This window comes from Aestuariibaculum sp. M13 (assembly GCF_024723255.1).
Lineage (GTDB): Bacteria > Bacteroidota > Bacteroidia > Flavobacteriales > Flavobacteriaceae > Aestuariibaculum > Aestuariibaculum lutulentum.
In genome coordinates, this window is record NZ_JANIAC010000005.1 from 279,605 (window position 1) to 293,124 (window position 13,520).

General features: G+C 33.9%; 9 protein-coding genes. 8 read left to right on the forward strand and 1 reads right to left on the reverse strand.

Annotation, left to right across the window (positions count from 1 at the left end; genetic code table 11):
• Nucleotides 1-32: 32 nt before the first annotated feature.
• The 8 genes from NO995_RS16625 to NO995_RS16660 all read left to right on the forward strand — a co-directional run bounded on the left by NO995_RS16625 (nt 33) and on the right by NO995_RS16660 (nt 12,170).
• Nucleotides 33-3,632, forward strand: coding sequence for a SusC/RagA family TonB-linked outer membrane protein (locus tag NO995_RS16625; RefSeq protein WP_258228477.1), 3,600 nt, complete (start codon nt 33-35; stop codon nt 3,630-3,632).
• Between the two features lie 12 nt (nt 3,633-3,644).
• The gene (locus NO995_RS16630; protein WP_258228478.1) at nt 3,645-5,054 is read left to right on the forward strand and encodes a RagB/SusD family nutrient uptake outer membrane protein; all 1,410 of its coding nucleotides are present in this window, start codon (nt 3,645-3,647) and stop codon (nt 5,052-5,054) included.
• Between the two features lie 80 nt (nt 5,055-5,134).
• Nucleotides 5,135-6,100, forward strand: a complete 966-nt coding sequence (locus NO995_RS16635) for a hypothetical protein (RefSeq protein ID WP_258228479.1) — start codon at nt 5,135-5,137, stop codon at nt 6,098-6,100.
• 85 nt (nt 6,101-6,185) lie between these two features.
• Nucleotides 6,186-7,397, forward strand: coding sequence for a TlpA disulfide reductase family protein (locus NO995_RS16640; protein ID WP_258228480.1), 1,212 nt, complete (start codon nt 6,186-6,188; stop codon nt 7,395-7,397).
• Nucleotides 7,398-7,417: 20 nt separating this feature from the next.
• A complete protein-coding gene (locus tag NO995_RS16645; protein ID WP_258228481.1) occupies nt 7,418-8,800 on the forward strand; it encodes a TlpA disulfide reductase family protein in 1,383 nt (460 codons plus the stop codon).
• A gap of 12 nt (nt 8,801-8,812) precedes the next feature.
• Nucleotides 8,813-10,240, forward strand: coding sequence for a TlpA disulfide reductase family protein (locus NO995_RS16650; protein ID WP_258228482.1), 1,428 nt, complete (start codon nt 8,813-8,815; stop codon nt 10,238-10,240).
• A gap of 13 nt (nt 10,241-10,253) precedes the next feature.
• Nucleotides 10,254-11,633: a TlpA disulfide reductase family protein gene (locus NO995_RS16655; protein ID WP_258228483.1), complete on the forward strand. Its 1,380-nt coding sequence runs from the start codon at nt 10,254-10,256 to the stop codon at nt 11,631-11,633.
• A gap of 198 nt (nt 11,634-11,831) precedes the next feature.
• Nucleotides 11,832-12,170 (forward strand): DUF4870 domain-containing protein, encoded by a 339-nt coding sequence (locus NO995_RS16660; RefSeq protein ID WP_240573182.1) that lies wholly within the window; start codon nt 11,832-11,834, stop codon nt 12,168-12,170.
• Between the two features lie 73 nt (nt 12,171-12,243).
• Here the strand turns inward: NO995_RS16660 and dnaN are convergent, their stop codons facing one another.
• Nucleotides 12,244-13,362 carry a DNA polymerase III subunit beta gene (gene dnaN / locus NO995_RS16665; RefSeq protein WP_240573181.1) on the reverse strand — a complete coding sequence of 373 codons (1,119 nt, stop codon included), beginning with the start codon at nt 13,360-13,362 and terminating at the stop codon, nt 12,244-12,246.
• Between the last annotated feature and the right edge of the window lie 158 nt (nt 13,363-13,520).

A 13,520-nucleotide genomic window follows, 5' to 3' on the forward strand; every position in this document is an offset into this window, starting at 1 on the left:
ATCTAATACGAAAGCGATTACCCTTATGCATTATGAGAGTATTTATCTTTTTGTTGTGCGCAACGGTTTTTGGTTTTAACCCGAATACATCCTTTTCACAGGAAAAAGTATTCATTAATCAAAACCAGTCTGTTTCAGTAGATGAAATGTTTAACATCATTCAGCAACAAACCAATTACCACTTTATATTTCCTAAAAAGTTATTCAAAGATTCGCCTACTATTCAGTTAGAGCAAGGAGAAGTATTGGTTATAAGTCTTTTAGATAGAGCACTTAAAAACAGTAGTCTGGAGTTTGAAATAGATGAAAATAACACCATTTTAATCAAAAAGGTAGATCATACTTACGACAGAAGACAACAAAAGGTGAAAGTGTCAGGAACCATTACCGATGCCACAGGTATGCCATTACCAGGGGTTACCGTTATGGAAAAAGGGACTCAAAATGGTGTAGCAACAGATTTCAATGGGGTCTATTCTATTACGGTAGCAGATAATGCCGTTTTAGAGTTTTCTTATGTGGGTTTTTTAAATGAAACCAGAGAGGTTAGTGCTTTAACGTATTATAATAACGTTAATATTACCTTAAAGGAAAATGTAAACGCGTTACAAGAGGTCGTGGTTACTGGGTATCAAACGCTTTCAAAGGAGCGTACAGCAGGTTCTTTTACAAAGTTAACCGCAGAAGATATTCAGTTAAGACCATCTTCTGCTAACATTTTAGACAGACTTAGAGGGCAGGTATCTGGTCTTAGTGTTAGTCCAGCTACGGGTCTCATAAATATTAGAGGTCGTTCTACTATATTTTCCTCTCAAGAAACCCCCTTAATAGTTATTGATGGATTTCCTATGTCTGATCAAAGTGTAGGAAATTTAAATACTAACTTAGGAGGTGTAAACCCAGAAGATATTGAATCAGTTACGATACTGAAAGATGCTTCTGCTGCTTCTATATGGGGTTCTAGAGCTGCAAACGGAGTTATTGTAATTACAACAAAATCAGGATCTAAAAAGAGTCGTACCAAAGTTGATTTTTCATCTTTCGTAGAGTTGGAAGAAAAAATTAATACTGATGATTTTATGTGGATGAATACTGCTGAAGAAATTGAGTTAGATCAGGAATTTATAGATAAAAATTGGGTGAATTTTAATACTTTGGTAAACTCACCTTCTAGTATAAATGATTTACATCTGGCCTATATTTATCGCAACGGAATTTCGCCTGACGGTAATGTATGGTCTCAGAATACCTTTAACAACTATATTGAAGAACTTAAAAGTAGAGACATTAATAAGGAATTTTCGAAACATTTCTTCAGAAATGCAATTCGCAAGACTCATAACCTTTCAATGTCTGGTGGAGGAGAAAATAATACTTACTATACCTCTTTAGCTTATACAGATTATCAGTCGGCTAATATTGGGAATGATGATGACCGTTTAACCTTAACCGTTAATAATACGTATAACTTTAACGATAAAATAAAGTTTACCTCTTTAGTAACAGGAGCTATGAGGAAACAAACAAACAATTCAGTAAGTCCAAGTTTTGGTACACCAGGAGCGGCCCAAATTTTACAACAGTTACAGCCATATGATCGTATTTTAGATGACAATGGTAATTTACAACAGTATTATGTTCTTTATAATCCCTGGATATCCCAACAAAGGGAACAAGAAGTAGGGGCTCCTCATACGTTTAACTGGTTGGAGGAAAGATTGAATAAAAATGACACAGATTTAAGGTTAGATTTTAGAACACGTTTTCAATTAGATGCAGAAGTATTTAATGGCTTAACCTTATCAAGTGCTTTTGCATATGAACTTAACTATTTGAAAAGTGATATATATAGAGGTATGAATTTGCCTTCACACCGCAATTTTATAAATAATTATTATGTGAATGGCGAGTATCAAATACCATTAGGAACTGATTATGAGCATGAAAGAAATGTACGTCGTGGATGGGTGTTCCGTAACAGTATCAACTGGGACAAAACCTGGGATAATCACCAATTAACCGTGTTGGCATTGGGTGAATACCAGAAGTCTTTTTCAGATAATATTTTTAATAGACAATTAGGATTTGATGAGCAAAGTCTTCAATATGCAGCTGTAAATGAAACTTTAACCAATGGCGTGGCTGATTTTAATGGCGCTCGTCTTTTTAGCAGACCATCAGATTATTTTAGACAGGGTATTGAAGATCTTCGTCAGGTTAGTTACGCTTCTAATTTAGCTTATACATATGCTGATAAGTATACCTTTAACGGTAGTGTTAGGGTTGATCAGGCTAATGTATGGGGAAGTGACCCTAAATATCGTTACAAGCCACTATGGTCTACGGCAGCTGGCTGGGAGCTAGGAAAAGAAGATTTTATGTCTGCTTTATCTTGGGTTGACCGTTTAAAATTACGTGCTTCATACGGTATAGGAGGTATAACCAGTGATTCTTCATCGCCTTATGCTCAGGCCTTTGCTACTTCTATTTTCTGGGGCAGACAATATCCTTATACACGTTTATCTGTGCCTGCTAATCCAGGTTTAAGATGGGCACAGGTGGCTACTACCAATATTGGATTAGATTTTTCCTTATTTGGAAATAAATTCTCAGGAAGTGCAGAGTATTATGTGCGTAAAAGTTCTGATATTTTAGGACGCAGAGGTATCGACCCTACTACTGGCTGGGATTCAGCAACCCTTAATTATGCAGCTACAGATAATAAAGGTATTGAGCTTACTTTAAAAACCGATGTTCTTAACAGGAATAATTTTAATTGGAATATTCAAGCTAATATTAATTATAATAAAAATATATTAACTGAATTTTTTGGAGAAAATAATACCAATCCAAGCGCCTTAGTTAATGGGGCAACATTCCTGGAAGGTGATCCATTCTTTACTCTGTATGCATATAAATTTGGAGGCTTAAACGAAAACGGGGAGTTAATGGTATGGAGAAATGAGAGAAAAGGTAATGAGCTACTTGGTGAAGCTGATGAACCGGCTAGACTTGTTCATTGGAGAGATATTCCTTCCCAAATAGAATTAGAAGATATGGAATCTCAAGGGTCTGAAATAGCTCCACATTACGGTGGTATTATTAATACGTTCACTTATAAAAATTTCGACCTGACGGTTATGGCAGATTATCAGTTTGGACATATTTTTAAAGATCGTTTAAATTACTCGTCTTCTTCTCATGGTGCGTATAACAATTTTAATAATACAGCTAATAATGTTAGAACACATCAGATTTGGAATGACAGATGGAGAGAACCAGGAGATGAAAACTTTACAAATGTACCAAGGCTTTATTACAATGGAACTAATCCATTAACAGGAGCTGGCGAAAGTCGTTTTGATACCAATAATCAAGCTTTCTATTGGACAAGTTCGAACATAAACTATCATAAGGCAGATTTTATAAGAATACAGGAAATTATCTTAGGTTATAATATGCCTCAGCAATTTTTAGATAAAACGTTTTTTAACAATTTGAGATTTAGTTTTCAGGTAACTAACCCATACTTATGGACGGCGAACGATGTGGGGCGTGATCCAGAGGCTAATTATCAGGAGGCCTTTATAAATCTTACAAGATATACATTCGGACTTAGAGCAACTTTTTAAAATAAAATGATTATGAAAATAAAATATATAATATTAAGTCTGGTTTTAACTTTTACATTTTCATGTCAGAATCCAGATGAATTTTTAGATGTATTACCAAAAGGTAGGGTGATTCCATCCACATTAAAGGATTATGATGATTTATTAAATAATTATGCCATTTTAAGAGGGAAAGGAGAGAATACCCGTTACATGGATCCCGATGTTTTTATGACTCCAAATGTTTTTGGAGAACTGAATGAACTTAATACAAATGGTTACGGGTGGAAGCATGATTTGTTTGCTGAAAATGCTATTGATTATGATTATCAAGAATTTTATCAATACATCCACATGGCTAATTTTATATTAGAGAATATAGGTGATGCTGAAGTTGGTGCTTACAATGAAAGTCAAAGAAATATCATTCGAGGTGAAGCCCATGCACAACGTGCTTTTGAGTATTTTCATGTGGTAAATGAATATGCACCGCATTACGATCCTAATAATACAGATCAACCTGCGATTGCAATGCCGTTATCGGTAGATTTGGAGGCTTTGTTAGGTAAATCAACTACAGGTGATATTTATGATCAAATTATTAAAGATTTAAACAGAGCTTTAGAGTTGTTAGGTCCGAATTATCAGGCTATAAATGAGTATCAAAACTGGCGTCCGGGTAGAGCCTCTATTTTGGCATTATTGGCCGAGGTACATCTTTATATGGGTGATTTTCAGGAGGCTGTAACGTATTCAAATCAGGCATTAGCCTTATACGATTTTCTTTACGACTATCAAACGGTTGTTTTTAGAAATTCATCAAACCCTTGGCTTGGTTATAGTGTTAATGGCAATAATGATGCCTGGTATTATGGTACCTTAAATCAGGAAATCATTTGGAACCGTTATACCATTTGGGGCTTTAGAACACCACAACTAATACATCCGGATCTTGAAGCGTTGTATGACAAAGTTAATGATAGAAGATGGGGTTTAATGTCTACTCAAACAACCTATGGAGGTTTAGATACATCACCTTACTATTGTTATGTTTATCCAGGAGAGCGCAGTGTGGGGCTTACGACTTACAGATTAATGCTAACGAATGCTGAGGCTAAAGCAAGAACGGGGAATGGTGCAGGAGCAATAGCTACGTTAAATGAGCTTTTAGAAATGCGTATATCTAATTTTATGCCATACACACATTCAGATAACGCATCAACCTTACAGCTTATCAAAAATGAAAGACGTAAAGAATTAATAGGTTCTTCTCTTAATTTGTTTGATCAGAAAAGGTATCATATTTACGGTGAAAACGTGCCAAATTTCACAAGGATTCATCATGATACAGGAGAAGAATTAACACTTGTGCCAGGATCTGAAGGGTATTATGTGGGCATTTCTCCAGGGGTGCTACTTTATAACCCAAATCTTGCTGACTAAAATAAAATGGCGACAGGAAAGCGATTTTTTTCCTTTTCTGTTGCTTAAAAATATAACTTTTAATAATAAAAATATTAATTATGAAACACAGAGCTATATGGATGCTTGTTATTATAATTCTTCCTTTTTTAAATTCATGTGATTCGGAAGATGAGCCCTTAGGATTTTCAAATCCTAATTCAAAATGGTCAGATACGGCAACTCTTAAATTTACTCCAGCGGTAGAAAATGTTGATGCTTTTGAGTATTATATTGAGGCAGGCGTAAATGGCAAAGAATATTGGAATACAACTGATTTAGATTTTAATATCTCTCTTGAATTAGACGGAGCTAGTCCAACTGATATAAGTAAAATTGATATTTATGCTTATGCTGAAGAAACAGATGGTGAGAGCTTTACATATTTAGGGGGTGAGCAAGGGAAATTATATGAAACCATTCTAAATCCTTCAGATGCATTTGTGCTTTCTTTTTCAAAAGATAAGTTAGAGGAATTATTTAAAAATGATTTTTCTCCAAATCACAATGGTCAGGTAACTACCAATGATATTTTTGAATTTAAATGGGTTATTACTGGAAAGGATGGATCTGTAGTAGATTCAAGAGTGGATTGCTTCGGGTTTAATTGTACCTATGGAGTAGCCACAAATGTTATACAAGTAGCACCGCCAATCTGGGAAGGTACATTTGATTATGAATGGATTGCAGCAACTGCTAATGCGCAAAGTTATGGTAGGATAAGTGTAGGACAAACAGGAACAATGACTTTTACACTACAACCGGGCTCTTTTACTGTGTATGACGCAAGTCACTTAACTGCGGATTATTACTATGGTAGTGCCGGAACCTTAACTTACGATTACGAAAGTGGTCTGGTTGAAATTGAAGGACGATATGCTCAGAAATGGGATATCGTTGATGTGAGTGGTCCAACATTAACCATTGATTTTAGTTACCAATATTCAGCAGGATATGATGAGTATGGAACCTTTACACTTACCAGAACAGATGGTCAGGACTGGCCTTCTAATATCTACACAAACTAATTTGTAAGTCATATTTTATTGGTGTCGATACCGGTTGCAGCCTGTATCGGCATACAATAAACGTATTACATTAATTTTTAAAAACATGAAAACAGTAAAAATACTGGGAGCCATATTAATGGCTTCTACGGGATTCTTTGGCTGTAAAACTAAGGATATTGGTTTGCAAAAGGAGATGTCATCAACATTTACGCTAAAGGCGAATTTAGAAAATCTTGATACAGAATACTTGATTTATTCTGAAAAGAATAATGCGTATCCAGATGGTTACCGAAGAGATACCCTTTGGGTGAATAATGGGAAGTTTACATTTACCGACTCGGTTGATGATTATAAACTGTATTTCATTCATGTTGTAAATACCAGAAGTTGGGTGCGAGAATATGATGGTAAAACCTATACATCTTCAACAAAAGCCGATGTGAATAGATTATGGTTTATCGGTTATCCAGGCGCTGAAATTACCTGTACAGGTAGAGTAGACGATTATATGGTAAATGCAAAGTTGTCTGATAAAAAAGGCGTCAATCAGGATTTTACAATTATCCAGGAAAAGACATTTCCATTAATTGATAAAGCTCATGCTTTAAAAGTTAGAACATATACCGAAGAATTAAGTGAAGAAGAATCTAAAAAGTTGTCAGATTCATCAAATGTGCTATTTAAACAAGCCATAGACTTAAAGAAAGAATTTGCTAAATCTAATCCTAAATCTATCGCAGCGTCTTATGTATTTATGGATGGGTACTACAGAAAGTACTTTACGCACGATGAAGCCAAGGCAGTTCTTGAAGGTTTTGATGCTGAAACCCTAGCTGGTACACCTTTCTATGATGAAGTAAAGCAAAGAATAGAAGCGGTTGAAAGTACACAATTAGGTATGCCGGCCCCTGAGGTTGTAACCAATAATACTTTAGATGGTTCAGAATTTAAATTGTCAAATTTTAAAGGAAACTATGTGTTACTGGATTACTGGGGGACCTGGTGTGGACCTTGTATGGCCGAAATACCAAAAATAAAAGAGTATTACAATAAATATTCAGATAAAAATTTTGTTGTAGTGGGTGTTAATTCTGGAGATGCAGTTCCGAGATGGAAGAAAACCGTTGAAGAAAACGATTATAACTGGGAGCATATCCAAACCACAAATGAAAATAATTTGTTGGTACCGTTTAATGTAAATTCTTTTCCAACCAAAATATTAATAGACCCGGAAGGTAAGATTATTTACAATTCAAAAAATCCGGAAAAGGTAGACATGTATGCCATGTTGGATAATATTTTTAAAAAAGGATAATATAAAATCACTGAACTAAAATGCAAAAAGTATCTATAATTCTTGTTTTACTTATCCTTGCCTCGTGTAAAACAAAGTCTAATTTAGAATATGGGATCATAAAAGGCCATATTACTAATGGGGAAGACATTGAAAAAATATACTTAACTAATAATGACCGCGATTTTAAGTATGAAATCAATTTGTCAGAAGATGGTAGTTTTCGCGATTCTCTTACCATAGAACCTGGGATGTATTCTATGTCTATCGGATCCAGAAAATCTGCGCAAATTGTTTTTTCAAAAGGAGATGATTTAACCATAATAATGGATGCAAATTATTTTAAGGATTCCTTGAAATTTGAAGGACAGGGATCTAATGAAAATAAATTGTTGCAGACCATAAATAAAAAAATAATCGACTGGGATCAGAAACAATCTGAAGCATACAGTTTAGGTGAAGGCGATTATAAAAATTTACTATCAGAAAGACAAAAGGAGTTAACAGCTTTGCTATATGGAAATCAGGAGTTAAATCCGTTATTTGTAGATTTTATGAAGCGCCATATAGATTATTGGAAATTTTATGGTTTAACCTATTACCAAGTGTATCACAGGTATTATACAAAGAATCCAGAGTTTACTATTTCGAGTGATTTTTTAGATGAAGCAAGAGCATTGGATTTTAATAGGGAAGTAGATTATAAGGCTAGTGAATACTACTATAGGTTGGTTATGAGCGAACAAATAAAAAGAGCTGATACTATTGGAAAATCAGGCGTATCTAATAAAACTCTGGCCAGACTTAAGGCTTCAGCTGGTTTTCAGTCCGACTATATTAAAAATGATCTGTTATTACAAACCATAATGGGAGGCTTAGGTTTCGATAATGAATTTACATCAAGCTATGATGCTTACATGCAATTATCGACAAACCCAGACCATATAAACAAAGTTTCAGAACGGTATAACGAAGTAAAATCATTAGAAAAAGGTAATCTATCTCCTAAGTTTGTGAATTATGAAAACTATAACGGCGGTGTATCATCCCTTGATGATTTTAAAGGAAAATATGTGTATATAGATGTATGGGCAACATGGTGTGGGCCTTGCAAAGCTGAAATTCCATTTTTACAGGACGTAGAAAACAAATATCATGAAAACGATAAAATAGCGTTTGTGAGTATATCTGTTGATAAAGAAAAAGATTATGAGAAATGGAAAGCTATGATAGAAGAAAAGGAAATGAGTGGCTATCAGTTAATTGCTGACAATAATTTTAGGTCAGACTTTATAGAAGCTTACCAGGTTAGGGGTATACCTCAATTTATTTTAATAGATCCTCAAGGTAATATTGTTAATCGAAATGCGCCGCGTCCTTCATCTCCCGCATTAATTGAGTTATTTGACGATTTACATATTTAAAGAGAATTAATTATGAATAAATTTAATTTAGGAATTTTATCATTGTTATTCATGGCATGTGTTAATCCTGTTGAAGAAACCTCGGAATATACAGTGTTAAAGTTTAATATAACTGGTTTTGAAGAAACTAATAATGATTTATATTTTTCTTCTTCATCAGCCGATTTATCTATAGATAAACCATTTAAAAAAATTTATAAAGCAAATAATAATGAACCAATAGTTGATACATTAAATCTGGAAAATGGTGTGTATTTTGTTGGAGATGGTAATAATTTTATAACCCTTGATATAATTAATGGTAGTAATCTTTCGGTGTCTTATAATATTCAGGATTTTAAAAGTACTTTAGAAATTACTGGAGAAGGGTCAGGACAAAGTAATTACCGTTTTCAAAAAAATCTTAAGAAAGAGAAAGAGTTTTACAAGGAAATGTATAAGCTAAATGAACGAGATTTTCTTGATTTGCAACGTAATGTAAAAAGTGACCTATTAAATTTTATTCAAAGTTTTGAAGGTGTTTCTGAAGACTATAAGGCTAAAGAAATCAGAAATTTACATTTTGAATATTTAACCTATTTGTCTAGATACCAATCATCTCATGCATATTACACGAAAGATGAAAGTTTTAAGGTTTCTGAAGGTTTTTATAAAGATTTTGAAGACTTAAAGTACGATAATGTTCAAGATTTTATTTTTTCAAGAGCTTACCAAGGATTAGTTTTTGATCATTACAAGGAAGTAAGTCTAGAATATTTAGATAGAAATCCAGAAATGGATAAAGATTTAGCTCTTTTACTGGCCTTAAATACCATTTCAGAAGACACCATTAAATATCCATTATTTTATAGGGTGGGTGTTCCTTTTGATACAGAATTCACACAGGAATTAACGCCTTTATACGAAGCTTTGGTAAACGCTTATTCTCAAAGGTTTAAATATTTGGAGATTGAAGAGGTAACACAGGATACTCAATTGGCCAAAGGAATGCCTTCAGCTAAATTTGTCAATTTTGAAAATTTAGGAGGCGGAACCACTTCTCTTGAGGATTTAAAGGGAAGTTACGTTTACATCGATGTCTGGGCGACTTGGTGTGCACCTTGCAAAGACCAAATACCCTTTTTAAAGAAAGCTGAAGAGATATTTCATGATAAGAATATTCAATTTGTAAGTATATCGGTAGATCAATCTAAGGATTATGAAAAACTAAAGAGGGTAGTGAATGATTTAAAATTAAAAGGTATCCAGCTTTATGCTAACGGTGAATGGAAAGACAATGATTTTATGAAGGCATATCGAATTAGTAGTATACCGAGGTTTATATTAATAGGACCAGATGGTAAAATTGTAGATGCAGATGCACCAAGACCATCTACAAGAGACTTTTTTGATTTGCTTGAGCAGTTAGAAACTTTAAAAACAAAGGGGGTAATCCTGTAGAAAATATTTAGATATGATAGGAAGAGTTTTAATCACGCTGGTAATAATGACTGGTTTATTTTCCTGTAAAGCTGAAAAAGAAAATGATTATATCATTTTGCGAGGAAAGGTTTTAAATCCACAGGCTGATGATTTAAAATTGATGAGTTTGGTTTATTCAAATAGTAAATACATTCCAATTAATGAAGATGGAACATTCATCGATACATTACAAGTAGAGGCTGATAATGTTATGCTGTATTACGGAAGTAAGCTAACATACATGTATTTGCAAGCAGGAGATAATATTGAATTAAATTTTGATAACAATAACTATGATGAAACCATAAAGTTTTCAGGAACAGGTGCTGCTTACAATAATTATTTATTAGAGAAGCAAAAGGTTTCAAAAGACATTTTAAAAGAAGTAGGCAACGTTTATTTACTTCCTGAAAATGAATTTAAAAAGAAACAACAAGAGATAGTATCAGCTTCTTTTAGGCTTTTAGAAACTACTCAAGGATTGCCAAGTGAATACATTGATAAAGAGAGGAGAAATATTAGATACAGTTATTTAAGTCGATTAAATGAGTATGAGGGTTCTCACGCCTATTATAGTAAGACTCCGGATTTTAAGGTGTCTGAAGGATTTTTAAAAGAATTTGATGAATTAGATTATAATAATGCTGAAGATTACTTTTTTTCTAGTAATTACGGTAGGTTAGTCGGTAATTATTGTACAAAATTAGCAAAAGAGTTTTCAGATTCTATTGAAATGGATCAAGACGTTGCTTACTTAAAGGCAGTCAATACTCTGTCCAATCAAACCATTAAAAATATCATGTGTTACAAAAGTGCTAAATACGGTATAACTTATACATCCGATTTAGAGGGATATTATGACGAGTATTTAAAAGGCAGTACAGATGAGGTTAATAACAAAGAAATAGAAGAAAGTTATCTGGCTTTACGAGCAGTAGCTAAGGGGCAACCATCACCAAAGTTTGAAGATTATGAAAATTTTGATGGTACAACAACATCTTTAGATGATTTAAAAGGGAAATATGTTTATATAGATGTCTGGGCTACCTGGTGTGGACCATGTAAAGCCGAGATTCCTTATTTAAAAGAAGTAGAAAAGCAATATCACGATAAGAATATAGAGTTTGTAAGCATCTCGGTAGACACTCCGGATAATCGCGATAAATGGAAAGCCATGGTTGAAGAGAAGGAGTTGGGAGGTATTCAGTTATTAGCAGACAATGCCTTTGACTCGAAGTTTGTTCAGGGTTATCTTATAAAAGGGATTCCTCGTTTTATACTATTGGATCCGCAAGGCAATATTGTAACAGCAAATGCCCCAAGACCTTCTAATGAGAAATTGGTGTCGTTATTTGAAGAGTTGAAGTTATAAGTATTGAGTTTATATCTTAATTTTTTTGGTTGAGAATTCATATTTGAGTTAGTTCCCCTTAAGTAAATGTGAATTGTGAAGGGCTGCATCTGCAGCCCTTTTGTGGTTTTTTATTAAAATGATTTAAAACTTGCGGAAAAAAACTGTAACTTTTTTCGTGTTTATGAGTCCTATAAGCATCAATCAAAAAAATCAATCATGAGACAAGATAATCAACTTTTAGTTATAATGCACTTAAGTCAGTTAGTCACTTTAGTATTAGGCTTTGGCAGTCTGCTGGTGCCTTTAGTAATTTGGTTAACCCAAAAAGATAAAGTGTACCAAATGGATGAGCATGGGAAAAATATTGTAAACTTTCAATTGAGTTTAATTGTTTACTGTTTATTATGTATTCCGTTAATGTTGCTTTGTGGTATAGGTATTATTGGTTTTATTATTATCGGTATCATATCGCTTATTTTTCCCATTATTAATGCTATTAAAGCCAGTAACGGTGAAGTTGCAAAATACCCGTTATCTCTTAATTTTATTAGTTAGTTTAGTTAGTTGAGGTAATAAAAAAACGCGCACCATTGGTGAGCGTTTTTCTTTATGTATAAAATTAAAAATCTTAGCTATTCAGCATTACCGGCATAACAAGCATGGTAATTTGCTCGCCTTCATCTAAACCATCAATAGGAGTTAAAATACCCGCACGGTTTGGCATGCTCATCTCTAACTGTACATCGTCTGAATTTAAGTTGTTCAGCATCTCTGTTAAGAAACGCGAGTTGAAACCAATTTGCATATCGTCTCCCTGGTAATCACATGTTAAACGTTCTTCAGCTTTGTTACTGTAGTCGATGTCTTCCGCAGAAATATTTAATTCGGCTCCTGCTATTTTTAAACGAATCTGGTGTGTTGTTTTGTTCGAGAAAATACTAACACGACGTACAGAGTTCGAGAACTGAGTTCTGTCTATCACTAATTTGTTAGGGTTTTCTTTAGGAATTACCGCTTCGTAGTTAGGGTATTTCCCGTCGATTAAACGACAAATTAAAGTTGAGTTTTCAAAGATGAATTTCGCGTTAGAATCGTTGTATTCAATGGTTACATCTTCTTCGCTACCAGCCAGAATACCTTTTAAAAGATTTAATGGTTTTTTAGGCATGATGAATTCAGCAACCTGACTTGCTTTAATATCTTCGCGCGTATATTTTACTAATTTATGGGCATCGGTAGCCACAAAGGTTAAACCTTCGGTAGAGAACTGGAAAAATACTCCGCTCATTACCGGACGTAAATCGTCGTTACCGGCAGCAAAAATGGTTTTACTAATTGCCGTAGCTAAAACATCACCTAAAACAACTGTTTTACTAGGGTCTTCTAAAGTTACTGCCTTAGGGAATTCTTTTCCGCTGGCATAAGCTAAAGCATATTTTCCGTGGTTAGAGCTAATTTCAACGGTGTTGTTATCTTCAATAACAAAAGTTAAAGGCTGCTCAGGGAAGGTTTTAAGCGTATCAAGTAATAAACGTGCTGGAATAGCAACACTACCTTCACTGTTGCTCTCAACTTCAAGCGTAGAGGACATGGTGGTTTCTAAATCACTTGCAGAGACGGTTAATTTAGATTGGTCTAATTCAAATAAAAAGTTATCTAAAATAGGTAAGGTGTTAGAGCTATTAATAACCCCGCCTAAAACTTGTAATTGTTTTAATAAATAAGTACTCGATACTATAAATTTCATGTTTTAACTTTATGGTTTTGGTTGATTACATGCTACCATTACAAATTAATAACTGTGCTTTAGAACACAGCTGTAACATTATGATGCGTTACATGTAAAAGAACTTAGTTTAAGTCTTGAATTATACTACTTACAAATATATTCGTTAGCCCTTAATA